25 protein-coding genes are annotated in these 23,566 nt (G+C 70.2%); 14 read left to right on the plus strand and 11 right to left on the minus strand.

From position 1 onward, the window contains the following. Positions 1 to 50: 50 nt before the first annotated feature. Entirely contained in the window at positions 51 to 722 is a 672-nt protein-coding gene (locus ACFYYR_RS14795) for a hypothetical protein (RefSeq protein ID WP_388851933.1), read from the plus strand. Positions 723 to 814: 92 nt separating this feature from the next. Here ACFYYR_RS14795 and ACFYYR_RS14800 read toward each other — a convergent pair whose 3' ends face one another. Further along, the gene (locus ACFYYR_RS14800; RefSeq protein ID WP_388851936.1) at positions 815 to 1,870 is read right to left on the minus strand and encodes a PP2C family protein-serine/threonine phosphatase; all 1,056 of its coding nucleotides are present in this window, start codon (positions 1,868 to 1,870) and stop codon (positions 815 to 817) included. A gap of 222 nt (positions 1,871 to 2,092) precedes the next feature. Between ACFYYR_RS14800 and ACFYYR_RS14805 the strand changes: the two genes are divergently transcribed. Next, positions 2,093 to 2,911 carry an APH(3'') family aminoglycoside O-phosphotransferase gene (locus tag ACFYYR_RS14805; RefSeq protein ID WP_388851939.1) on the plus strand — a complete coding sequence of 273 codons (819 nt, stop codon included), beginning with the start codon at positions 2,093 to 2,095 and terminating at the stop codon, positions 2,909 to 2,911. A 273-nt stretch (positions 2,912 to 3,184) separates the two neighbouring features. After that, a complete protein-coding gene (locus ACFYYR_RS14810) occupies positions 3,185 to 4,021 on the plus strand; it encodes a creatininase family protein (RefSeq protein WP_388851942.1) in 837 nt (278 codons plus the stop codon). A 459-nt stretch (positions 4,022 to 4,480) separates the two neighbouring features. Here ACFYYR_RS14810 and ACFYYR_RS14815 read toward each other — a convergent pair whose 3' ends face one another. After that, positions 4,481 to 4,999 carry a hypothetical protein gene (locus ACFYYR_RS14815; protein WP_388851945.1) on the minus strand — a complete coding sequence of 173 codons (519 nt, stop codon included), beginning with the start codon at positions 4,997 to 4,999 and terminating at the stop codon, positions 4,481 to 4,483. Between the two features lie 538 nt (positions 5,000 to 5,537). Here ACFYYR_RS14815 and lysA point away from each other — a divergent pair. The 4 genes from lysA (at position 5,538) to ACFYYR_RS14835 (ending at position 11,104) form a co-directional block, all read left to right on the plus strand. Next, on the plus strand, positions 5,538 to 6,890 hold the full coding sequence (gene lysA, locus ACFYYR_RS14820; protein WP_388851948.1) for a diaminopimelate decarboxylase: 1,353 nt from the start codon (positions 5,538 to 5,540) through the stop codon (positions 6,888 to 6,890). Positions 6,891 to 7,072: 182 nt separating this feature from the next. Continuing rightward, the gene (locus tag ACFYYR_RS14825; protein ID WP_388851951.1) at positions 7,073 to 9,013 is read left to right on the plus strand and encodes an amino acid transporter; all 1,941 of its coding nucleotides are present in this window, start codon (positions 7,073 to 7,075) and stop codon (positions 9,011 to 9,013) included. Between the two features lie 210 nt (positions 9,014 to 9,223). After that, on the plus strand, positions 9,224 to 9,682 hold the full coding sequence (locus ACFYYR_RS14830) for an ASCH domain-containing protein (RefSeq protein WP_388851954.1): 459 nt from the start codon (positions 9,224 to 9,226) through the stop codon (positions 9,680 to 9,682). A 297-nt stretch (positions 9,683 to 9,979) separates the two neighbouring features. Further along, positions 9,980 to 11,104 carry an ABC transporter substrate-binding protein gene (locus tag ACFYYR_RS14835; protein ID WP_388851957.1) on the plus strand — a complete coding sequence of 375 codons (1,125 nt, stop codon included), beginning with the start codon at positions 9,980 to 9,982 and terminating at the stop codon, positions 11,102 to 11,104. A gap of 261 nt (positions 11,105 to 11,365) precedes the next feature. On the opposite strand, the gene ACFYYR_RS14840 is transcribed toward ACFYYR_RS14835, so the two are convergent. Then, positions 11,366 to 12,241, minus strand: coding sequence for a LysR family transcriptional regulator (locus ACFYYR_RS14840; RefSeq protein ID WP_388851960.1), 876 nt, complete (start codon positions 12,239 to 12,241; stop codon positions 11,366 to 11,368). A 57-nt stretch (positions 12,242 to 12,298) separates the two neighbouring features. Here ACFYYR_RS14840 and ACFYYR_RS14845 point away from each other — a divergent pair, with 57 nt between their 5' ends. Beyond that, positions 12,299 to 12,793, plus strand: a complete 495-nt coding sequence (locus tag ACFYYR_RS14845) for a cupin domain-containing protein (RefSeq protein WP_388851963.1) — start codon at positions 12,299 to 12,301, stop codon at positions 12,791 to 12,793. A gap of 72 nt (positions 12,794 to 12,865) precedes the next feature. Here ACFYYR_RS14845 and ACFYYR_RS14850 read toward each other — a convergent pair whose 3' ends face one another. The 6 genes from ACFYYR_RS14850 to ACFYYR_RS14875 form a co-directional block, all read right to left on the minus strand. After that, a complete protein-coding gene (locus ACFYYR_RS14850) occupies positions 12,866 to 14,047 on the minus strand; it encodes a cytochrome P450 (protein ID WP_388851966.1) in 1,182 nt (393 codons plus the stop codon). Positions 14,048 to 14,199: 152 nt separating this feature from the next. Beyond that, a complete protein-coding gene (locus ACFYYR_RS14855; protein WP_388851969.1) occupies positions 14,200 to 14,805 on the minus strand; it encodes an alkaline shock response membrane anchor protein AmaP in 606 nt (201 codons plus the stop codon). Positions 14,806 to 14,845: 40 nt separating this feature from the next. Then, positions 14,846 to 15,553: a DUF6286 domain-containing protein gene (locus ACFYYR_RS14860; protein ID WP_388851972.1), complete on the minus strand. Its 708-nt coding sequence runs from the start codon at positions 15,551 to 15,553 to the stop codon at positions 14,846 to 14,848. A gap of 37 nt (positions 15,554 to 15,590) precedes the next feature. Further along, positions 15,591 to 15,908 carry a hypothetical protein gene (locus tag ACFYYR_RS14865; protein WP_388851975.1) on the minus strand — a complete coding sequence of 106 codons (318 nt, stop codon included), beginning with the start codon at positions 15,906 to 15,908 and terminating at the stop codon, positions 15,591 to 15,593. 107 nt (positions 15,909 to 16,015) lie between these two features. After that, positions 16,016 to 16,279 (minus strand): hypothetical protein, encoded by a 264-nt coding sequence (locus ACFYYR_RS14870; protein WP_388852571.1) that lies wholly within the window; start codon positions 16,277 to 16,279, stop codon positions 16,016 to 16,018. 66 nt (positions 16,280 to 16,345) lie between these two features. Further along, a complete protein-coding gene (locus ACFYYR_RS14875) occupies positions 16,346 to 16,831 on the minus strand; it encodes an Asp23/Gls24 family envelope stress response protein (RefSeq protein ID WP_388851978.1) in 486 nt (161 codons plus the stop codon). A 213-nt stretch (positions 16,832 to 17,044) separates the two neighbouring features. Between ACFYYR_RS14875 and ACFYYR_RS14880 the strand changes: the two genes are divergently transcribed. From ACFYYR_RS14880 to ACFYYR_RS14905, 6 genes are all read left to right on the plus strand, one after another. Continuing rightward, the gene (locus ACFYYR_RS14880; protein WP_388851981.1) at positions 17,045 to 17,701 is read left to right on the plus strand and encodes an RNA polymerase sigma factor; all 657 of its coding nucleotides are present in this window, start codon (positions 17,045 to 17,047) and stop codon (positions 17,699 to 17,701) included. After that, positions 17,692 to 18,369 (plus strand): hypothetical protein, encoded by a 678-nt coding sequence (locus ACFYYR_RS14885; protein WP_388851984.1) that lies wholly within the window; start codon positions 17,692 to 17,694, stop codon positions 18,367 to 18,369. The genes ACFYYR_RS14880 and ACFYYR_RS14885 overlap by 10 nt, the downstream gene beginning before the upstream one ends. Next, positions 18,366 to 18,737, plus strand: coding sequence for a hypothetical protein (locus tag ACFYYR_RS14890; protein WP_388851987.1), 372 nt, complete (start codon positions 18,366 to 18,368; stop codon positions 18,735 to 18,737). The genes ACFYYR_RS14885 and ACFYYR_RS14890 overlap by 4 nt, the downstream gene beginning before the upstream one ends. A gap of 603 nt (positions 18,738 to 19,340) precedes the next feature. Then, on the plus strand, positions 19,341 to 20,003 hold the full coding sequence (locus ACFYYR_RS14895) for a hypothetical protein (protein ID WP_388851990.1): 663 nt from the start codon (positions 19,341 to 19,343) through the stop codon (positions 20,001 to 20,003). Between the two features lie 6 nt (positions 20,004 to 20,009). Continuing rightward, positions 20,010 to 20,981: an SRPBCC family protein gene (locus tag ACFYYR_RS14900; RefSeq protein WP_388851993.1), complete on the plus strand. Its 972-nt coding sequence runs from the start codon at positions 20,010 to 20,012 to the stop codon at positions 20,979 to 20,981. Between the two features lie 82 nt (positions 20,982 to 21,063). Next, entirely contained in the window at positions 21,064 to 21,864 is an 801-nt protein-coding gene (locus tag ACFYYR_RS14905) for a hypothetical protein (protein WP_388851996.1), read from the plus strand. A gap of 37 nt (positions 21,865 to 21,901) precedes the next feature. Here ACFYYR_RS14905 and ACFYYR_RS14910 read toward each other — a convergent pair whose 3' ends face one another. Both ACFYYR_RS14910 and ACFYYR_RS14915 read right to left on the minus strand, forming a co-directional pair. After that, complete coding sequence (locus ACFYYR_RS14910) at positions 21,902 to 22,219, minus strand: GNAT family N-acetyltransferase (protein WP_388851999.1); 318 nt, start codon at positions 22,217 to 22,219, stop codon at positions 21,902 to 21,904. 443 nt (positions 22,220 to 22,662) lie between these two features. Next, positions 22,663 to 23,370, minus strand: coding sequence for a ribonuclease BN (locus ACFYYR_RS14915; RefSeq protein WP_388852533.1), 708 nt, complete (start codon positions 23,368 to 23,370; stop codon positions 22,663 to 22,665). Positions 23,371 to 23,566 lie beyond the last annotated feature (196 nt).

A 23,566-nucleotide genomic window follows, 5' to 3' on the forward strand; every position in this document is an offset into this window, starting at 1 on the left:
CGCCCCGCACCGTCCGGTGCTCACCTGATTCCTGCGAAGGAGCCACCTTCATGAAGGCTCACCGCACGACCGCCCGCACCCACGACACGGCAGCCCCCGGCGCCCTCGGACTGCGCCTCTCCTATGCGGGCATCGGCATCTTCATGGCGTTCACCTGGATCGGGGAAGGCGACGCACCGGCGTGGGATCACGCCCTGCGCACCCTCGCCATCCTGCTGCTCCTCCCGCCCGTGCTCCTGCGGACCAACCGCCGCCTCCTGCACAACCTCTACGAGGCCGCCCGCCCCGCACCGGTCATCGCCCAACTGATCACGGCCCGGCTCGTCATCATCACGGCCGCCTTCGGCGCCAGTAACCTGCTCGGCCACCTGCTGGACCCGCACGCCGCCCGGTCCCCGGTCATGCCGGCCGTCGGACTCCTGATCCTCCTCCTCAGCATCCCCGTACAGATCCGCCGGGCCCACCGACTGCGGGCCCGCGACATCCACCCCTCCGCGCGGCCCGACCTCTCCGCACCACGCGTGATGCTCGCGAAACTGGCCTTGGTCGCCGCCGCGCTCCTGACCCAACTGCTCCTGGGCGCGTACGTGGACGGCGCCACCTTCGTCGCCGCGGCGGCCATCGCGATCACAACAGCCGCCCTGGGCCCCAGGGTTCACCATCGCCTGCTGGTCAGCGGGAACCCCACGGTGACGCGGGAGCCGGTCGGGGACGGAGTCTGACCGCCTGCGGCTGCGGATCGTGCGTACCGCCGGCACCGGAAGCGGGCTCCTCGGGCCGCCGCCCCCGGCACCGGTGTTCCGGGTGGGCGGGGTCAGGGCCTGCGGTGCCGGATCGCGACCGCCGCGACGTCGTCGCCGATATGCCCCTCGACGTGACGTGTGAGGTCGTCGCGCAGCTGTCGCACCAGCGTTCGGGGCGATTGGGCGCTCCACCCGGCCGCCCGCTCGGCCAGCGGGTAGAAGCGGCCTGCCGGGTCACGCGCCTCCAGCACCCCATCGGTGTAGAGGAGCAGCAGGTCCCCGGGGCGGAAGGTGAAGGTCTCGATGCTGTACTCGGGTGCGCCGGGCAGGCCTCCCAGCCCCAGGGGCGGGGCGGGCCGGCTGACGGGGAGAGGGGTGGCGTGGCCGTCGCGGAGGATCATGGGCGCCGGGTGGCCGCAGCTGACGGTGTGGACCACGGGGTCGTCGTCGGGGATGTCGAGCAGGGTCGCCGTGGCGAAGGACTCCTCGGTGTCCGGTGCCGGATCGGTCCGCCATTGGCCGGAGTCCCAGCGCATGGCACCGTCGAGGTGGATGGCGAGGTTCGTCAGCGTTGCCTGCCGGTGGGCTGCGGCGCGGAAGGCGCCGAGCAGCAGAGCCGCGTGGCTGATCGCCGGCAGACCCTTGCCCCGGACGTCGCCGATCAGCAGGCGCGTACTGGTGGTGGTGCGGGCGGCTGCGAAGAGGTCGCCGCCGATGACGGCCTGGTCCTCAGCGGCGAGGTAGAGGGAGTCGATCTCCAGTGGCCCGCTGCGCTCGGGGAGCGGGCGGAGCAGCACATCCTGGGCCGTTCGGGCGATGGAGCGGCTCTGGTTCAGCTGGTCCGCGTGCCGGTCTCTGATCAGGCAGAACACCACGACCATGACCGATACGAGGCTCAGGGCGGCGATCTGGGCGTGCAGGTTCTCGGTCGTCAGCACGCCGCGGGCCGCACCGATCACGACCTGGGCCGTGATGGCCAGCAGCCCGATCAGCGCCGCCAGGCGGGGGCCGGCGAAGGCCGCCGTGATCGCGGGCGCCACCACCAGAAGGGGGCCCAGGTGGATGTCGGGGGGAGCGAGGATGTCGATCGTGCAGACCGCGATGATCAGCCCGAGCGGGATGAGCACCAGTGCACGCCCTGGTCTCCATGAACGCTGGATGTCCATCAGCTGCCGAAAAGACACCTTCCATGATCTCACCTCCGCCTGCCCCGGCACGTGCACGCGGCCCCTCGGTCACCCCTGGGGCCGGTCGGGGGTGTCACCGGCACTCGCTCGTCGGCTCCGGCCGTGGCAGCGGGGAACCTCCGGCCAGGCGGGACTTTCGACACACCCCCTAGGGTGGCCGCTATGAGCGATCACTCCGGGCTGCAGGCCTCGCCGTCCGCGCTGCTCGGCACAGGTGGCGACTGGCTGCCAGTCACCGCGGGCGAGTCGGGGGCCTCCGTCTTCCGCAGCGCCGACGCCACCCGGTACGCCAAGTGCGTACCCGCTGCTGATGCAGCCGACCTGGCGGGCGAGCGGGACCGGATCACCTGGCTGAGCGGTCAGGGCGTACCGGGCCCCCACGTACTCGACTGGCACTCCGATGACGCCGGGGCCTGCCTGGTCACCAGTGCCGTCTCCGGCACACCCGCAGATCAGGTGGCCGCTGAGGACCTGCGAGGCGCTTGGGAACGGATCGCGGACGCGGTCCGTCGGATGCACGAGGTGCCCGTGCCGGAGTGCCCGTTCGGCCGGGGCCTGGACACCATGGTCGCCGTGGCACACGACGTCGTGGCCCGTAACGCCGTGAACCCGGCCTTCCTCCCCGTGGCACAGCAGCACACGCCGCCCCCGGACCTGCTGACCCGCCTCACCCGGCAGGTTCCTCGGCGACGAGACCAGGAGGCCGTCGACACGGTCGTCTGCCACGGGGATCTGTGCCTGCCCAACATCATCCTCGATCCCGAGACCCTGGACGTGTCGGGCTTCATCGACCTGGGCCGCCTCGGGACGGCCGACCGCTACGCCGACTTGGCCCTGCTCTTCGCCAGTGCGCGAGAGACATGGGCGGACGAGGAGCAGGCACGGGCCGCGGACGGAGCGTTCGCCGAACGGTACGGCATCTCCCCGGACCGCGACCGCCTGCGCTTCTACCTCCATCTCGACCCGCTCACCTGGGGCTGAGCGTTCTGTACAGATCACCAGGACGTGGCTGCCAGGGCCCTGTCCGGCTCGTCCGGGACAGCCCACAGCCGCCCTGCCGACTGTCGAACTCCTCCGGCGAGTGCACCGGATCACAGCTCAGGGCAACGGCAGTGCCGTGGATATGTGCACTTCCTCCAAGATCCTCACTGCGCTGCCGTCGGTACCGGTGATCGCGCGGGTCCTCACCCGGACGTGAAGATCATTTGCGTGGCCCGGAGCGGGCTCACACGAGTTCAGGGGGAGGAGACCCAGGTGACCACCGGGTATTCGATATTTGCTGAAACGATGGCCGACCTCACGTATCCGGAAGTCGAGGCGGCGGTCGATCGAGGAGCACATGTGCTCCTGCCGACCGGTGTCATAGAGCAGCACGGTCCCCACCTGCCGCTGGGCACCGATGCCTACGGCGCTTATCAACTGTGCCGGCTCGTCAAGGCGGAGTTGGAGCGGCGCGGGGTGGAGACGCTGATCGCTCCGCCGGTTTTCTGGGGCATCAATCAGGTCTGTGCGAGCTTCGCCGGGACCTTCCGAACCCGCCCCGAGACAGCAGTCGCACTGCACACCGACATCCTGGACTCCCTGGCCACGGACGGCTTCGAGCGCATCTTCGTCATCAACCACCAGGGGGACATCGCCCACAACCAGATGCTGTTGGACGTCGTGCGGCGCCAACATGAGAAAGGGCATACCGGTGTCGTGCTGGTGGAACCCGACTTCATCGCCGACCGGCTCGGCGATGCCGCGCAGCCACCTGTCCTGGGTGTCTTTGCCATGCAGCCCTTGTTCGAAGGGCTGGAGCTGACCGGCGAATTGGGTGTGCACGCGGAAGAGATCGAAAGCGCACTGATGATGCGCTGGTTCCCCGAGATCGTCGACTACGACGCCATGGAACGACTGCAGCCGACCGGCCTGGGCCGGGAGGACCTGACGGAATGGCGGAAGGGCGGCGAGCACGCCCGACGGGTGACGCCGCAAGGCTTCTTCGGCGCGCCCAGCCCCAAGGACCCCTTCCTGTGGAAATTCCATCAGCGCATGGCTCGCGCCATGGCGGACGTCGTGATCGACGCGTCGCGGACTCCTGGCGGCTGAGCCGACGTGTGGTGACGTGAGCCTGGCTGACCGGACGGCGAGGCTCGTGGACGACGGGCCGGTGAGACCGGGTGAGCCGTACGGACGGGCTCCCGCCGTCGAGTGACTGCCCGGCGCATCCAGGAGTGAAGTGGGGGGGGGGGCGGCGGGGGGGGGGGCCCCCCCCCCCCCCCGGCGGGGGGCGGGCGGGGGCCGCCCCCCCCCCCCCGCCCGCCGCCCCGGGGGGCCCGGGGGGGGGGGGGCCCCCCCCCCGCCCCCCGCCCCCCCCACTCGCAGCTGACCGGGTGGCCCTCGGCTTCCATCCCACGAGCCCCGCATCGGGCCGACCGTCGAGCGACTGCCCTGGCCGGCCGGGACGTGATGGACGGCAGGCGCAGGAGAGCTGGACGTCATCGCCTACCCCACCAAACGGACCCGTTGGCGAGGGAAGCCGTCAAGAGGTCCTGCCCGTCCTATCGTTCAGTTCTGCGCGGTCCCGGTCAGGCCTTCGAGCTCCAGGACGTTGCCCTTATAGGCCAAGGCGTTGAAGTTGATGCGCCGGTTCTCCTTCAGCTCCCCGGAGAATTCGCAAGCCGTCCAGCCCACGCCGCTGCCCTTGAAATCCCTGCAGTCGAAGACGGTCTGCGGGTTGCCCGCGTACATGGCGCGCATGTAGATGCTCATTCCGTCGGCCCGCATGTCCTTGACGTAGAACTTGTCGCCGCTCGGATCGAAGCACACCTTGCCGTGGGTCTTCCTGCCGCCCTCCGAGTAGACGAAAGTGCAGCGAACCGTCCTGCTCGGATTCGGTACACCGGAGTCGGCGACGTTCCTGGCGTTCTTCACATGGGTGGCCCATCCAGGACTGTCGGCGTCTCCGGCGTGCACCGTGGCCGGAGAGGTGGAGACGGTGGGGGTGGCGAATGCCGGTGCGGCCAGCAGGCCGAGGGTGAGGCCGCCGGCAGCGACGAGGGCTGCCGCTGATGTGAGCGTACGCATGGATTCCTCCCATGGAAATCGCGAATCACCGTATGGCTGACCGTGTCAGGGCGGTTGCTGTCGCCACGGGCCCCGGTCCGTCGCCGGCGGAGAACTCCTGGTCTCTGCACCTGGGTTACTCGCCCGCCGGAACGCCGGTTCGCCCGAGGCTGTCAGCGCTGTACGGGCCGACCGCCCCGCGTCGGACTCGCTTCACGATGCAGGAGTGCGGCCAGTGGGGCGTGAGCACAGCGTGCACAACTGTGTTGGCACTGAGTTCACTCGTGGCCGCGGATCCTGAGGGTCCGGAACGGGCGACAACACCGTGCGACGGTTCGCCATGTCAACGTCGGTCAACGTCGCGTCAGAATGCGAGCCGGCGCATCAAGCATGTGTCATGACGGGGACCATGTCCCGTCCTCCGGGGATAGCGTCACTGCAGCGTCCGCGGCCCTCCGTGTGGCGGGGCGCAGTCGATGTCTTCGTGGAGGAATTCGTCACCGCTGCCGCGGCCGTCGTCTCGTGTATCGACCTGCTGATCGGCTGAAGGAAGAGCGTCATGACCATCTCACTCTCACCGGACCCGGTCGGCCCGGTCCCGCGGCGGGACGACGCCGAGGAGTTCGCCATCTGGCCGGCCTCCGCCCGGTCCGCTGCCGACGGCGATGTGACCGTCGGCGGGGTATCCCTGGCCGAAGCCGCCGACCGGTTCGGCACGCCGGTGTACCTCCTCGACGAGGACGAGGTCCGGGAACGCTGCCGCACATACCGCACGGCATTCCCCGACGCGGACATCGTCTACGCGGCCAAGGCGTTCCTGAGCCGCGCCGTCGCCCGCTGGGTCAGGGAGGAGGGCCTGGGCCTGGACGTCTGCTCGGCGGGGGAGCTCGGGCTCGCGGTGGCCACCGGATTCCCACCGGAGCGGATCGTGATGCACGGCAACGCCAAGAGCCCGGACGACCTCCGGGCCGCCGTACGCCTCGGCGTCGGGCGCATCGTCGTCGACAGCGCTTCGGAGATCGCACGGCTCGCGGCGATCGTCTCCCCGGGCAGCCGGCAGCAGATCATGGTGCGCGTGGTGCCGGGCATCGCGGCCGGCGGCCACGCTGCGGTACGCACCGGCACCGACGACCAGAAGTTCGGCCTGTCGATCGCCGACGGATCGGCCCAGCACGCCGTGGCCAGGATCCTGGGACAACCCCGCCTGGAACTGGTCGGCGTCCACTGCCACATCGGCTCCCAGATCACCACGGTCAAGCCGTACGTGGCGGCCGTACGGCGCATGGTCGGCCTGCTGGCCCGGGTGCGCGACCAGCACGGCGTCGAACTCCCCCAGTTGGACATCGGCGGCGGGCACGCCATCGCCTACCGGCCCGGCGAGCGCCCTCTCCCGGTGGCCGTCCTGGCCGCGCGTGTCCGGGCCGAACTCGAGGACGGCTGCACTCGGGCGCGATTGCCCGTGCCCCGGCTCACCCTGGAGCCGGGCCGCGCCGTGATCGGGCCCGCCGGGGTCGCCGTGTACCGGGTGCTCGCCGTCAAGCGCACGGGGGAGCGCACCTTCGTCGCCGTCGACGGCGGGATGAGCGACAACCCCAGGCCCGCGCTGTACGGGGTCCGGTACACCCCCCGGCTCATCGGCCGGCGATCCGCGGCGGCGCTCCGTCCCGTCACGGTGGTGGGCCGGCACTGCGAGGCGGGTGATGTGCTGGCGGACGGTGTGACGCTGCCCGGAGACGTCCGTCCCGGGGACCTGCTCGCGGTCCCTGCCGCCGGCGCCTATCACCTGTCCATGGCCTCCGGGTACAACCTGGTCGGCCGGCCGCCCGTGATCGCCGTGGCCCAGGGGAGGGCGCGCGTCCTCATCCGCCGTGAATCGCTGGACGACATGGGCCGGCGCGACATCGGCCTGTAGGGCTGAGCGGCCACGCGCTCCGAGCCTCCGCCCGCTTCTCCGGCGGAGGCTCTCCGCGCCGGGCCGCCGTCAAGGATGTGTCAAGATCCGCTCCCGCCCGGGTGTGCGGCTGGGATCTGCGTACGCTGACCCAGCCGTCCTTTTGACGGTTGACCTTTGCCGTATGACAGGAGAGCCGCGCAATGGCCACCCCCACCCGCTCCGGCCGCCTCCGGGAGTGGCTGCTGGAAGGGCTGACCGCCGACACCCGGAACCGCCCGGCACAGGAGGCCGAGCAGGAAGCCCACAGCGGGGCGCCGTGGTGGCGGGTCATGTGTCTGACCGGGCTGGACTACTTCTCGACACTCGGTTACCAGCCGGGGATCGCGGCCCTCGCGGCGGGACTGCTGTCGCCGCTGGCCACGATTGTGCTGGTGGTACTGACCCTGGTGGGGGCCCTGCCGGTCTACCGCAGGGTCGCCGAGGAGAGCCCGCACGGCGAGGGCTCCATCGCCATGCTGGAACGGCTGCTGTCGTTCTGGAAGGGCAAGCTGTTCGTCCTGACGCTGCTGGGCTTCGCCGCGACGGACTTCCTCATCACCATCACCTTGTCGGCGGCCGACGCCACGGCGCACCTGGTGGAGAACCCGAACTTCACCCACACGCTGGAGGGCCACGAGGTCCTCATCACGCTGCTGCTGGTCGCCCTGCTGGGTGCGGTGTTCCTCAAGGGCTTCGGGGAGGCCATCGGGCTGGCGGTGGTCCTCGTCGCTTCCTACCTGGCGCTGAACGCCGTGGTCGTGGTGGTCGGACTGTGGCAGGTGATCACGGCCCCGCAGGTGATCAGTGACTGGTCGCACGCGCTGACCGCGCAGCACGGCAGTCCGCTGCTGATGGTGGGCATCGCGCTGGTGGTGTTCCCGAAACTCGCGCTGGGACTGTCCGGTTTCGAGACGGGTGTCGCCGTCATGCCCCATGTCCAGGGCGCACCCGGGGACACCGAGGAGAAGCCCGCCGGGCGGATCCGCGGAACGAAGAAGCTGCTCACCACGGCCGCCGTGATCATGAGCGTTTTCCTGATCACCAGCAGTTTCATCACGACGCTGCTGATTCCGGAGAAGGAGTTCGACGCCGGCGGGGCAGCCAACGGGCGGGCCCTGGCCTACCTGGCCCACGAGTACCTGGGATCCGCGTTCGGCTCGGTCTACGATGCCTCGACCATCCTCATTCTCTGGTTCGCCGGAGCCTCCGCGATGGCCGGTCTGCTGAACCTGATGCCGCGTTACCTGCCCCGCTACGGCATGGCCCCCCACTGGGCCCGGGCCGTCCGCCCCATGGTCATCGTCTTCACCCTCGTCGCATTCCTGGTGACCTGGATCTTCGACGCCGATGTCGACGCGCAGGGCGGCGCCTACGCCACGGGTGTCCTGGTCCTGATCACCTCCGCGGCGGTCGCGGTGACCATCGCCGCGCGCCGGGCCCGGCAGCGTGGCTGGACCATCGGATTCGGCGTCATCTCGGCGGTCTTCCTCTACACGACGGCGGTGAACATCGTCGAGCGGCCCGACGGTGTGAAGATCGGCGCCTGCTTCATCGCGGGCATCATGGGCCTGTCGCTGCTGTCGCGCCTGGCCCGGGTCTTCGAACTGCGGGTGACCGACGTGGAGGTCGACGACATGGCGGCCCGGTTCGTCCGGGACACGGCCAGCAGGACCATCCGGTTCATCGCGAACGAGCCCGACAGCCGGGACGCGGCCGAGTACCGCGACAAGGTGGAACAGATCCGCTCGGACAACGACCTCCCGTCGGGGGAGGACCTCCTGTTCGTGGAGGTGACCGTCCTGGACGCCTCCGAGTTCGAGTCGAAACTGCGGGTGCGCGGAGAGGTCCTGCACGGCCGCTACCGCGTGCTGACCCTGGAGAGCTCCAGTGTCCCCAACGCGCTCGCCGCGCTGCTGCTCCACGTTCGGGACGAGACCGGCCAGCGCCCGCACATCTACTTCGAATGGACCGAGGGCAGCCCGTTCACCAACTTCCTGCGGTTCTTCCTCTTCGGCCAGGGCGAGGTCGCGCCGGTCACCCGTGAGGTGCTGCGCGAGGCCGAACCGGACCGTGCCCGGCGGCCCCGCGTCCATGTCGGCTGATCTCCCCTCCGACCGCGAGGTCCACAAGCAGCGCAACACCGCCGAACGGTGCCTCAGCCGCCTCGAGCAGTGGCGAGTCATCGCCACCCGCTACGGCAGAACGCGCGGCGCCCGGACATGGTGTCGCACCAACACCCAACCCGCGGCGGCCCTGATGACGTCACGTCCTTCTCCTGTCGGCTTGCATGGAAGGGTCGTTAATGTGATCGCATGATGTCCGACTCCACCTCACCGCACACAGACCTCACCTCGATGCCCAGAGCGGAGTTCGCTTTCCCCGGCCCACTGCGAGACCGGCTCGTCGCAGCGGTCCTCGACGGTTCCAAGACCGCCACGACAGGGCTCGTCATCGACTACGAGCATGCGGGGGAGTCCTTGCCGGAAGTCGGGAGCCGTTCGATGGTCATCGACTCGGACGACCGCCCGGTCGCGGTCATCGAGGTGACCGGCGTACGCGTTGTCCCGCTGGCGCAGGTGAGCCTTCCTCACGTCGTGGACGAGGGGGAGGGGCACACCAGCGTGGCCGAATGGCGGGCGGATCACGAGCGGTTCTGGCACAGCGAAGAGATGCGTGCGGCCTTGGAGGACCCCGAGTTCACCGTGGATGATGCGACGCCGGCAGTTCTGGAGCGCTTCCGCCTCATCACCACCCTTCGTCCCGCCGATTGACCGTCTCCTGCGCTCCCTGCGGCGCAAGGGTGTGAAGTCGGCGCAGGTCGGAGACGTGTGACAAGCTTCTGCGGCGCAGGCCCCCGTTGGTGCCGATGACGATGAAGCCTGGCAGCTCAGCGAACAGATAATCGGTTGCCTGTCGGCGATGGTGGTTGGTCCAATGGCCGGCATGATCACCCGGGTGCGCCTGCCGCGGCGAGACGTGACGAGTACGAACCGTCGGCCCCGGCCGGCGCGCGATCCGGGCGGACCGCGACCGCATCGTCCCGAGGGGCACGCCACCGGATGCACCCGATGAACACGCCGCCGGCATCGCCTTCCGGAGCGGAACGCACAGACGGGTCGTTCGTCCGCCTGGGCGCTCTCGTCCCGCTGACGCGGCCCGGCTGGGTCGAGGCGGGCCGACACCTGCTCGCCGGACTCGACCTGGCCGTTCGCGAGGTCAACGAAGCCGGCGGGATCGACGGCAGACCACTGGAGCTGGTGGTCCGGGACACCGCGGCCGATCCGGAGCGGGCCGTGGCGGCCGTGGACGAACTGGCCGGCCTGGGCGTGGCCGCCGTTGCGGGCGAGTACCACAGCGTCGTCGCCCGCGCCGCCGCCGCCCGGGCGGACGCCCTCGGCGTGCCGTTCCTCTGCTCGTCCGCGGTGCTCGACGCGCTCACCGAGGAGCCGACGGAGTGGGTCGCGCGCCTGGCCCCGGCCCAGTCCCATGGCTGGCGGATCTACGCGGACTTTCTCCTCGGCGCGGGCCGGCGTCGGATCGCCGTGGCGACCCAGCCGAGCGTCTACTGGGCGTCCGGGACCCGCGTCCTGCGGGACCACCTCGCTCCCCGCGGCGGCACCGTCGTCGAACTGGACACCAACGCGCTCACCCCCGAGGCCCTGTGCGACGCGCTCGTCGACCACGGCGCGACGGCGCTCCTCCTGCTGGTCGGCCATCCGGAGCCGGCGGTGCCGATCGTCAGGGCCGTCCGGGGCGACCGGCGGCTCGCTCAGATTCTGATCGGCGCTCCGGCCGGACAACCGGAGTGCGCCGAATGGGCCGCGGCGCTGGGCGAGGACGGCGCCGGGATCCCGTTCCTGCGCTACCTGCCCGAGCGCCTCGGCCCGCTCGGGGAACGCGTCGGGAAGGAGCTCCGCGAGCGGCTGGGTGAAGCGCCCTCCTTCGTCGCCTTCGAGGGCTGGGACACCGTCGCCGTCCTCGCCGCGGTGCTGCGTTCCCACGGCACGGACCGGGCTGCCATCGCCGAGTCATGGCCGCGCGTGGGGGTCGAGGGCACACGCGGGCCCATCCAGTTCTCCCGTACGCCGGGCATCAGTGTTTGGCAATGGGCTTGGCCACCAGTCCAAGTCGTCGATCGGGACCCGGTGGAACCCGATCGCGTTCGGATCCTCCACGCCGGCTCCAGTCGGTGATCGGCGTGTCCATGGCGTCCATGATGTCGGGCGGGCCGTGCAGGTGTCATAGCCATGCGTCGATTACGGCGACGAGGACAGGCGCCTCGCAGCGGACAGCGAGTCAGCCGTAGCGGGTGGCGACCGCCCGGTGCCGCTCGAGTCGATGGATCCCGCACTCGACCGCGTGCCGAGCTTCGTAGTCCTCGTGATCGAAACTTCGTGGCGGGCCGCCGGCGGGGCCTCGTCCTCACGAGCTGTGGCAGCACTGATGGCCGGCGCTCAGTCTCGGTACGCGGCTGTCGCGGTCTCGACGAAGGACCGGATCAACGGGTTGGTGTCACCGGTGTTCCACACCGCCACCACGCGGCTCGGCGCCATGTCGATCAGCGGCACCGTGGCCAGCTCCGCGTGCAGGTCGTGTCCGAGCGGGGCCAGGCCGACCGTGCCGTTCCACAGCACGGCCTGCAGGCATTCCTGGACGGCGCGCACCACGGGGCCCTCGCGCGATCTGCCGCCGTTCCAGTACGACTGCCACACGGGGTCGGTCCCCTGCGGGAACCGGAACCAGCGGCGGTCGTCCAGGTCGGCCAGCCGCAGTCGGTCGTGGTGGGCCAGCGGATCGTCGGCGCGCAGGACCACGCCGACCGGATCTGCCCGCAGCTCTTGCACGGTCAGGGCCGTCTCGTCGAACGGCGCCCGGGTCAGGGCGACATCGACCAGACCGGTGCGCAGCCCGCAGGTCGGGTCGGTCAGGTCGGTGTCGCGGATGCGGATGTCGATGCCGGGGTGGCGTCGGCGGTATGAGGCCGCCAGCCTGGCCGCTGCCGGGTCGGTGCCGTCGCTCAGGATGCCGACGGCGATGGTCGCGACGCCGGCCGCCGCGCCCACGCGGAGGCGGACGCGGTCCGCATGTTCGAGCAGTGCGCGCGCCTCGTCGAGCAGCACCGTACCGACCGGGGTGAGCGTGACGCCGGCGGCCGAGCGGGCGAACAGCAGGGCCCCGACGTCGGCCTCCAACTGCTTGATCGCCCGGCTCAGTGGCGGCTGACTCATGTGCAGTCGGGTGGCGGCCCGGCCGAAGTGGAGTTCCTCGGCGACGGCCACGAAGTAGCGCAGGGTCCGTAGCTCCACGCTGCAACGATACCCACGGGACATCGGCGTTGCGGAACAGGTCTTGGACAGCCGTGGGGCCTTGGCCGTGCACTGGTGGGCATGACCGAAGAAGCAGAGACCAGCGAGTCGCAGGCCGGCCCCGCCGTATCGGTGGTCGGTCCCGGCGACGGCGAGACCATCCTCCTGGGCCCCACGCGGATGCGCATCCTCGAGGACGGCAGCCGCACCGGGCACCGCCTCGCGATCGCCGAGTCCGTCCTCGCCCCGCACACCCAGGGGCCGCCGCAGCACCGCCATGCCGGACACGACGAGGGCTTCTACATCCTCTCCGGCACCGTGCGGTTCACCGTCGGGAGCGAGGACCACGACGCCACCGCGGGCACGTTCGTGCTGGTTCCGCCCGGCGCCCCGCACACCTTCGCCAACCCGACCGACCAACCCGCCGTCATGCTCAGCACCTTCACCCCCGATCTGTACGTGCAGTACTTCCGAGACCTCCGGGACGTGCTCGCCGCCGGCCGGCCGCTGACGCCACAGGCCGGCATCGACGCGATGAGCCGCTACGCGACCGAGCCCGCCGCCGACTCCACCTGAAGCCGGCGGGAAGGTCCGGCATGGTCGCCGTCCCTCTCCTGTGGAAGCTGCTGCCCGAGTCGCGTGTGTCTTCTACAGAGCGACAGGCAGAGATTTCAGGCCTCTCATCAACCTTGTCCGTCGCCACTCCAGCTCATCTGCGCTGATGGCGAGCCGCACGTCGGGGAAGCGAGTGATGAGAGCCCGCAAGGCTATGTGGCCTTCCGCCTTTGCCAGAGGTGCTCCCAGGCACCGGTGAATGCCGTGGCCGAACGCCAGATGGCCGCCGGCGTCGCGGTCGAGGTCGAGTTCGTCGGGGTCGGTGAAGCGGTGTGGGTCACGATTGGCCGCCCCGGGGGCGATGAGGACGGGGACTCCGGGGGGAATTGCGACTCCTCCGAGGCACATTGCTTCGGTGGTGTATCGGAATGTCGCAATTCCCACGGGGGAGTCGAAGCGAAGAAGCTCATCCAGAACCGCTTCCAGCAGATCTGGCTCGTGACGCAGCCGGGTGAGTGATTCCGGCGATTGCAGGAGAGCCAGGGCGGCGTTGCCGATGAAATTCGTCGTGGTCTCGTGGCCTGCAACGAGCAAGAGAACAGCCAGAGAGACGAGTTCGTCCTCGCTGAGCCTGTCCGCACCGTCCCGTGCCTGGATGAGGTCCTGCAGCACGCTTCCATCCGGGGAACGGCGCTTTGAGGCGATGAGCCCGGCCATGTAGTTCGCCACGGCGTGTGAGGCGGTGTCGACCCGGTCGGGCTCCCCGGCTGAGAAGAGGTCGTTCGACCACGTCCGTACCTCTGCTCGGTCCGCATCGGGCACACCGAGAAGCCGGCAGATGACGGCGACAGGCAGAGGGCCGGCGAGCCCCGCCACGAGGTCGGCGCGTTCTCCCGGCGCCCATTGGCCGAGGAGTTCGTCGGTCACCCCTTGGATGTACGGCCGTAGCCGGTCGACGGCTCCGGGGGTGAACGCCTTGGTGACAAGGCGCCGGAGCCGGGTGTGCTGAGGAGGGTCGCCGGCCAGCATGCTTTGAGACACGGCGGGATGGAGGGTACGGCGAGTCGGCTGATCGGCGAAGAACCGTGCTGTGTCCTTCGACAGCCGAGGGTCGGCGAAGGCCTCCCGCGCTTCGGCGTAGCCGGTGACGAGGTAGCTGTGGCGCCCCTCCGAACCGGCGGGGATCTTCTGCACCGGCGCGGTACTGCGAAGCCGCGCGTAGGTCTCGTAGGGGGCTCGGAAGAACCGAGGATCCTGTAGGGGGTTATCGCTCATACTTCTCGGATTGTGTCCGAGGGAGCCGGTATGCCGGTAGCGGCACGGACGATCTCGCTGCGACCGTATGCGCGCGCCACGAGGGGCAGCCAGTCGGTCTCGGCCCCGGGTTGCCCGCTATGAACTTGGCCTGTCCGGTACGCAGTGCGCCGTCATTCAACGCGGTGCGGGCCCCGGTGGGCGACCAGCAGGCGGACGTCGGAGGGGAGTTGCCGTTGGCCGGTGGACTGGCGTGCGTGTTCCAGGGGGCCTCGAGCGAGCGCATCCAGAACGGGGCCGGGGGCGCTGTCGGGAGCGAGTGTGAGCGTGATGAGGGCCTGGGGGTGATCGGACCGGCCGGCCAACCGGGCCCGGGCGCCGTGTACGTCGGGAAGTCGGCCGGCTTCGGCGGTGACGGCGTCGTTCAGCACCGTGTCACGGAGCTGCACGCCCTCGGTACCGGCGGGACCTCCCACCCGCATGCGGCCGGGGTGGCGTTGCCGCAGCTGGGAGACCAGCCACCACAGAGCGAGGAGAACGGTCACGGCCAGAACAGCGATCACGGTCGGCCACCACCACCCCTGCTCGGGCCACTGAGTGCGGTCGGCGCGGCTGAGCACGACGTCCTGCGGTCCGGTCAGCGGCCAGCCGCTCGGTGGTGTGAGACTCCAGCGCCGGTACAGGTCGAGGCCGGCGGCGAGTACGAGAAGGCCGCCGCCGAGGAGCACTGCGCCGGCCAGGGCCAGCAGCAATCGATTGACCGTGAGTTGTTTCCGCATGGTCTCGTCTTCCGTTCCGGCTGGGGTGTCGCCATGGGGGTCAGGTGTGGGGCCGTGCTCGGACCTTCAGCCGGGGCGGGCGGGCCAGAGAGAGGCGGTTCCGCTCGTCGTCCCGGGCGGATGCGATGAGGTCGTTCTCGACCTCGTGCGGGTCGCGGAAGCGCACGTCGGCGCGCATGGTGATCCGGCGCCGGCGCACCCGGACCCGGGCCCGGCCGACTCCTGGCACGCGCATGGCCGTGTCGCGCAGCAGCTGGGCCGCGCCGTCACGGTCGAGCGCGGCGCGCATACGGGCTCCGTCGTCGTGAGGGCGCAGGGGGAGGAGGTGCCGCAGGCCCGGAGTGAGTGCCAGCACGATGAGCCACAGGCCCAGGGCGGCGGCGACGGCGGCGCCGGTGAGCATCCAGACATCGTCCAGCGGCCGTGTCGCCAGTTCGTCGGCCGGGCCCCGGCTCCCTACGGCGCTGTGCCCCGTGCGGGCCCATACGACGTCGAACAGGAGGAATCCCGCGACGACCAGCACGACGGCCGCGGCCAGAGCAGCGGGGATCCGGCGGGTGGACCAGAGCCGTCGCGGTGTTTTCTGCTGCGCGACGTCCTCCGTATCGGCCCCGGGGGAGGGCGCTTCGTTCCGCGCAGGCTGTTCGCCGTCTGCGGAGCCCTTGTCCGGGGGCACCGGGCCGGGCTGTTCACGGCGTGCATGCAGGGGCCCGGGGCCCGGCCTGGCCTTGTCCTTTTCGTGGGTCATGGCCTCTCCTTCGTGCGGTCCCGACTTCGCGGGCAGCTCAGCGTGCTCGGAGCGACGCCGGGTCCTCTGCGAGGACCAACTGCTGGACGCTCAGGGTGACGCGGTCGATGGACATGCCGGTCAGCCGCACCACCTGCTCCGTGACATGGCGTTGTATCTCCGTCGAGGCGCGGGCGATGTCGATGGGGTAGGGCAGGTCGAGCGTGAGCACCAGACGGACCGAGCCGTGGTGCAGGGTGGCCGTGGACCGGGGAGCGGTGAGGCCGCGGTGTACGGGCGTGCTCCCCGCCTGGCGGGCCAGTTCCTCGTGTGCCGCTCGCGCTCCGATGCGGGCCACCACTCTGCTGGGGATCACTGTCGCCCCCCGCTCAGCCGGTGGTGGCGGGGGCGGGTGCGGGGTGGCCCCGGCCCCCGCGCTTCCGGTCGGCCCGGTCGGAAGCGCCGGAGGGGATGCCGTGGCGGTCATTGCACTCGGCTCCGGACGGGCCCGAAGTCATTCCGGGGCCGCTGGTAGGGGCTACGGGGGGCCGAGGTGCCGGCCCGGGATTCTCTCTCCTCCCGGCGGTGCACGAACTCCCCCAGGACCAGATCGCCCTGCATGAAGCTGCCGATGATCAGACCCAATGCGCCCAGTCCTGCGACCACCAGGAACGCGCCGAAGCCACCGAAGTAGCCGGCGAAGCCAAGGGCCATGCCTGCGAGCAGGCCTACTGTTGCTGTGCTCATGTGTACTCGCTCCTCTTCCGGCCGTCATGCCTCGTCACGTTGCGTCGAAGCATGACGGTGCCGGGTCTACGTCACCCGGTTCGGTGTCTCTTCCTGTTCGTCCTCCTCGTCCGGCAGGTGGACGTCATCGACGGCGATGTTCACCTCGACGACCTCCAGTCCGGTCATGCGTTCCACGGCCGAGATGACGTTGCTGCGGGCGTCGCCGGCGACGTCGATGATGGGCATGCCGTACTCGATGACGACATCGAGGTCCACGGCGGCCTGACGCTCGCCCACCTCGACCTTCACTCCGCGTGCGACGTCGGGACGCCCACCGGGCACCCGGTCGCGGACGGCTCCGAACGTGCGGGCCATTCCGGCACCGAGGCTGTGGATGCCCGGTACCTCCCGGGCCGCGATGGCGGCGATCTTCTCCACCACGCTGTCCGCGATGGTGGTCCTGCCTCTGCTCTCGGCCGCCGTGCCGGTGCCCCGGCGGTCCTGGGACGTCTTGCCGGCCCTCAGCGACTGGTCCTCGCCAGTTGTGGGGCGGACGGTGGTGTCCGTCATGGGGATCTCCTCGTGATCCGCGCGGACACCGGTGTGGTGCCCGTCAAAGGATTGGACACACCGCAGCCCCATTCCTCACGCGTTAGAGTGATGCAGGTCACATGTGTGTGTGGGTGGGCTGACCGGCGGTCGGGGGTGCAGGTACGGCGTCCGATCCATACGCCCCATGCGTCCCGGGCACGGGAAAGTCCCAGACCAGGAGCGAGCGCGCCGATGCAGAAGCAGGGCGGATTCTCCTTGCCTCGGCGGACGGCCGAGCCCCGGGAGCGCGGCTTCGCCGCCCCCGCCCCCGCCGCCGTCGGCCCCGGGGCCGCCCGGAGCGGCCTCACGGTTCTGGACGACCGGCTGCTGGCCGTGCGGGCCGGGGAAGGGGACGACGACGCATTCGCCGTCCTGGTCCGACGCCACAGCGGTCAGCTGCTGGCTCTGGCACACCAGCTGCTCGGCAACCGGACGGACGCCGAGGATGCCGTCCAGGAAGCCTTCCTCAGCGCCTGGCGCCGACTGCCGGAGTTCCGCGGCGACGCCGCCTTCCGCACCTGGATGTACCGCATCGTCACCAACCGCTGTCTCAACACTCTGCGTGGCGGCGCTCCCGCTCTTCCGCTGGAATCCGTACCCGAGCCCGCCACCCGTAACGGACACAACGCGCCGGAACGCGCCGCCGTGAGCCATGCTGCCACTGCGGCCCTGGCCGAGGCGCTCCACGCGCTGCCACCCGACCAGCGTGCATGCTGGGTACTACGGGAACTGCACGGCCTGCACTACGCAGAGATCGCGGAGGTCACGGGCACCACTGAACAGACCGTACGCGGCAGGCTCTTCCGGGCGCGCCGCTCGCTGACCGAGGAGATGGGCCCATGGCGCTAGACGAGCCCCCCAGTGGGCTGCCGGCTCAGCAGCACGCCGTGGTGACCGGTGGGCATCGGTTCGAGGACGCCGCCACGAGGATCGTCGGCGACCAGCGGCTTCCCTGCGGACGCCCGCTCAGTCACGTCTGGGAGCAGGCCCGTGACGGTATCCCTGTGGACCCCCACACGGCCGACTGCCCGCACTGCCGCGAGGCCGTCGCGGGCCTCGCGGCTCTGGACGAGGCCACCCACGCTCTGCGGGCCCAGGAGAGGCCCAGCGGGCAGACCCTCGCCGAGCGTGTGATGACCGCCGTCCGCGCCGAGACGCGGCTCGGACGGATGCTGCCCTTGGGCGCCCCCACCGAGGACCTGCACATTGCCGAGAGCGCAGCCGCGAGAGTCCTGCGCCGGGCGGCCGACAGCGTGCCCGGTGCACGGGCGGTCAGCTGTCGCCTGACCACCACGGATGACGGCACCCGTATCCGGGTGGCCCTGACGCTCGCCGTGGGGCTGGACCGGCCGCTGGACGAACGAGCCGCCCAGGTGCGCAGAGCCGTGGTTCGCACCGCCGACCGCGCTCTCGGACTGGCTCTCGCCGATGTGGATCTGAAGGTCGTCGACATACTGGAACCGCACCGGCTGAGCGCCCCCGGCGAGACCGGACATCGGGAAGGTGATGAGCGATGACGCCGGTCAGGACGGCGGACATGCACCACGTCGCCGCTCAGGCAGCCCTCGCGGTCCCCGGAGTGGCCGGGTTGCAGCCCACGCTGAAGCACCGGCTGGCCGGCGCCGCCACGCGCATCCAGCAGGCCCTGGGCATCGACACCCTGCCCTCCGAGGCCGGCATCCGCGCCGAAGAGCTCCCCGACGCCCCCGGGTGGCGGGTGGAAGTGCGGTGCATCCTGCACGACGACCGCCGTGCACTGGACACGGCACGAGAGGTCCACCGACAAGTCCGGTCCGCTGTCACCGGCCATCTCGCCCGGCAGGGCATGACCGGACCCGTGGCCGTCCAGGTGACGGTCACTCAGACCATCGGCCGCACATCGTAGGACGCGGGACCTGATCCGGCCAGGTCGAGGCGGTTGGTGAGTGGCACCGGTGATCCGGGAGCGAGGGGACGCTCGTGGCGGCGGCTACAGCCCGGCGGGCAGGACCTTCCGCCGGGCGGCCGGCGACCTCTCCGGCGATGTCCGCGCTTCGCGCTCGGCACCTCCCGGTGGGATCGGCGGGGACGGAGCCTCGGGACCCGGTTGTGGTGGCTGCGGTCCCGCCTCGGCTGTTCCCGCAGCGTTGAGCGAACGCACTCGGTGAGCGCTCGGTGGCACTCGGGACTGCGGTGAATTCGGGATTGTTCGGGGCGCCGGTGGCCCTGTCGACCGCTGCCGACGGGCTGAACAAGCCTCTGCTCAGGAGCGCTGTCCTCCTCGCGGCAGTGGCCACGAGGCCGTCCATGGCTGGCGCCCTGCCGGGCCGGGATGCGTCGTACCGACTCCCGGAGGATGGTGGAAGTGTGCCCCCGTTTCGCGGATGGGCAACGCCGAGCGAGGTGGGGGCTGCCCGCGAGGTCGTGATCGCGGCCCGCGGCGGTCTCCGGGTCCGTCCCGGACCGTGGCGCCTCATCCCGAAGGGAACGAAAACCCGGAGGCCTGCTCATGGACGACAGCACCAAGAAGACCCTCGCTGCAGCCGTTGCGGCCGGTTACGTTATCGGCCGGACGAAGAAGGGGAAGTTCGCTCTGGGCCTGGCAGCCCTGGCGGCAGGCAGCAAACTCAACCCCCAGGAGCTCGTGACGCAGGGGGTGCGCAAACTCGCCGAGAATCCTCAGTTCGAGCAGCTCGGCGAGCAGGTGCGCGGCGAGCTGCTCGGCTCGGGCCGCGCCGCGTTGTCGGCGGCGGCCAACCGCGGCCTCGGGTCCGTCACCGGTGCCCTGGGGCAGCGCACGCGTGCTCTGCAGGGTGGCGAGGAGGAGCCGGAGGAAGGCGAGGAGGAGGACGCCTTCGAGGACGAAGGAGAAGGCGAAGAGGAAGAGGAGGCGGAAGAGGCGGCCACCGGCGAGGAGGAAGAGGACGAAACCGAACCTGCGGAGGAGGAGCCCCGGAGGCGGCGTCGCCCGGCGAAGAAGAGCCGGGAGAGTAAACCCACGGACAAGAAGGCCGCCGCGAAGAAGGCGCCCCCGAAGAAGTCTCCCTCCAAGCCGGCCCCCAAGAAGGCGGCAGGCAAGAAGACTTCAGCGAAGAAGGCTCCCGCCAAAAAGGCGCCCACCAAAAAGGCGGCAAGTAAGAAGGCTCCCGCCCGTAGCGGTCGCCGGAGGTGATGCGCCATGGCAAAGGCGGACGACGACACCACGGAAACGGACGGCTCCGGCCTCGACGAGTTGCGCGAGGAACTGGGTAACTATCTGATGGCCCGCACCTCACGGTGGGTGGAGTCGGCCGGTGACAAACTGACCGGCCTCACCGATCAGCTCAACGGCGGTGACGGTGCCGGCGGGGGCATGCTCGCAATCGGCAAGCGTGTCCTGGGCGGCGAGAATCCCATGAAGGCCTTTCTCGGTGAGAAGGCCAAGGGCGTCAAGGACAAGGTACTCGGAGGCGTCAAGGACGCCTTCGGCGGGGGTGGCGGCGGCAAGGCCGGCAACACCAAGGTCACCAACATCATCGAGGTGCTCGACGTCGGCCTGCCGGTGCGCACCGTCTACGACTGCTGGACGCAGTTCGAGGACTTCAGCTCCTTCACCAAAGGCGTCACCAGCGTCAAGATGTCGGACGAGATCGAATCGGACTGGAAGCTCAAGGTTGCCTTCTCCAACCGCAGCTGGAAGGCGACCGTAGAGGAACAGGTGCCCGACGAGCGCATCGTCTGGAACTCCGAGGGATCCAAGGGCTCGACCCGAGGGGTCATCAGCTTCCACGAACTGACGCCGAATCTGACACGAATCGTCGCCGTCATCGAGTACTACCCCTCCGGCTTCTTCGAGAAGACCGGCAACCTCTGGCGGGCTCAAGGGCGCCGACTCCGGCTGGACATGAAGCACTTCCAGAGGTACGTCACGTTGGCCGCCGAGGAGGAGATCGAGGGCTGGCGCGGCGAGATTCGCGACGGGGAAGTCGTCCGCAGCCACGAAGAAGGCCTGGAAGACGACGAGGACCAGGACTCCGGCGAGCAGGAAGAAGACGAAGACGAGGCTGAGGACGAATACGCGGAGGGCGAGGGCGAAGAAGAGGCAGAGGCCGAAGAGGAGGCCGAGGAGCCGGAAGAGGATGAAGAGGAGTACGACGAGGAAGAGGAGTGACACGGTGGGGGAGGGGAGGCCGGACGCTCCCCTGGCGTGTTAAGCCGCCCGCCCCAAGAGACGCGCATGGAGATATGGTCGGATGGTGGCCGCTGATACATGGACGCAGGCTGTGCGGCAGCAGCTCGGTCTTGGCCGGTTGCTTCCGCTCGGCGGGCCCGAGGACGGCGCCTGGATCACCGAACAGGCTGCCGTACGGGTGCTCAGTCGTGCGGCCCTGGACGTGGGCGGCGTCAGCGTGGAGACCATGCGGATCGGGCCGGCCCGCACGGAGCCCCCTGTCGAACCTGCTGTGCCGCCGCCGGCCAGTGCCCTGCCGCCAGGGCCTCTCAGGATCGAGGTGGACTGCTCAGCGGCCATGACCCGGCCCCTGGCTGAGACCGCCGAGGATCTGCGGAGCGCGCTGCTCACCGCGGCCGAGGTACGCCTGGGCTTGCCTGCGGTGGAAGCCGACTTGCAGGTCACAGGCTTGTTGGAGAACCTGCCCGCGGCCGCCGCCCGGTTGCGGGAAGAGCTGCGGTTCATGGCCGGGGCCCAAGAGGCCACGACAGGTGGTCGGCGGGGCGGAGCTGCAGAGGCCGGGCACCCGTCGCCCGGACCGGTGCTCGTGCGGGACCCGGCTGTCGAGCTGGCGGGCGTTGCGGCGGACGTGCCCGGCGTCGCCCGCCTCGCCCCCGTCCTGGGAGGCTTTTCCCGCCCGGTCGGGGTGGCATACCGGGAGCCGACCGGCTGGCACGTGACCGTCCAGGCGGCAGTCGCTGCGGGCCACCGTTCCCTTGATGTCTCCCGCACGCTTCGAGCAACGCTGGCCGATGCCGCCGCCGGCGACGCACCCGGCCCGGTCACTGTCACGGTCCTCATCACCAGCGCCGAGCCATGGTAGAGGTTGTCCCGCGATTTCTGCGGGCATTGTCGGCGGATCACCTGCGTCCTGACGATCTGTTCTTTTCGTGTACGTCTCTCAACCGCCGGCAGTGCCTGCGGCGAGAAGTCGAGCACCGAAAGGCCGGTGAACCCGGCCAGTCGCCAGTGGACCGGCTCTGCCCGGCGAACAGGCCGAAGCCCTGTGACTCCCACTCGCTCTCCCACGCCTGGACCCCGGCGCGAGTCTGCTGTTCGTCACGGACGCTGCCGTCACGGATCCACCGCATGACCTCGGGGTCGGCATTGACGGCAGCCCTGGGCGCAACGTCTTCCTCGCGCCAGCGACGCAGGATCAAACGGCGAGCCTCCAGCATTCGATACGCCCCAGTGCGGTGCTCATATCCGCATCTCCCTGTATCCGGGAGGCTCGCGCCGCGGTGGGGGTGCGGGCGGCTGCCTCAGGTCACCCGGGCTTCCTGCTCCTCCTCGCCTTCTCCTTCGGGGAGGCGGACGTCATCGACGCGCCCCGGCCTCGAGGTCCTGGCGGCCTGGTGTTGTCGTGCCGGCTCGGCGGGGGGCCTGGTCGGTGGTGGGGTGGAGAGTCGCATCCGGCATGAGGAACTCCCGGTGTTCCTTGCGGGCCCTGGTGGCGCCCGTCAAAGAGCATGACCTCCATTCACCGCATTTCCTCACACAACAGATGGGCCCACGGCGCTAGAGAACACCTCCCCGGGCCGAGCAGTCTGCCTCCCGCCCGAAGCCCCCCCCGGAGGCCGGCTCTCAGGGCCTGAAGCCGGTGCCTCGCGCGTGGAGCTTGTTACCTGCGCGAGCGGAGCTTTTCATCCACGATGCGTCCCAGGAGGGTGCCGCCGAAGAGTACGAATCCGACGCCGACGAGCCAGGACTGGATAACGAGAACCGTGCCGACAGGGCCATAGGTGACGGTGCTGGAGACGATGCGCGGGGAGAAAACGAGTTTGGAGAAGGTTCTCAGTCCCACCATTCCGGCTGTCGTGAGGACTGCCCCCGGTAGCAGTGCCCACAGCCCGGCCCTACTCCCCAGGAGCAGCCAGGGAGACCACCAGAAGAAGACGAGTGTGGCCATAAGCGCCAGGAGGGTGCCGCCCGGGGTACCGATCACCGCGTCCCGGCGCAGGGGCGTGCTGGTGAAGACGGAGAGGTAACCGATGAGGAAGGCGAGCCAGACGGCGTGGCGCCACACCGCGTGCCATCGGGCCGGAGGAAGACTCCAGGTCTTCTCGTAGGCAGTCTGGACAGTCGAAGCGAAAGTCAGTCCGAAGACGGCCAGCGCCGCCAGGCCCAGGGCGGCAGTGGATTGCAGGGCACGTCGGGGCCGGCTGAACAGGTGCTGGATTTCTTCCTGGGAAGCGGCAGAGGCCCCCAGGGCATTTCCCACCCACCGGGCGAAGCCGGCGGCCTGCGTCGGGTCCGCCGCGGCTACGACAATCAGCAGCGGTACCAGGGTGAGGAATGCCAGAGCAGCAAACCCCAGCGATCGCTGCATCAGCTCCACGTCCCGGCTCCGCCGCCACGCCAGTTCAACGCACCTGCGGAAGGCCCGCCAGGATTGCCCGGGCAAGGACATCAACGCGATCCGCCTCCTTCGCACCGCAGGGCCCGGTGCGCGGCTTTGCGCCGGGCCCCTCACGGCAACAACCTGCTGCTACCGAATGGGTCACGGGTCCATCCCCGCGCACGCG

Source organism: Streptomyces sp. NPDC001922 (assembly GCF_042891165.1).
Taxonomy (GTDB): Bacteria; Actinomycetota; Actinomycetes; order Streptomycetales; family Streptomycetaceae; genus Streptomyces.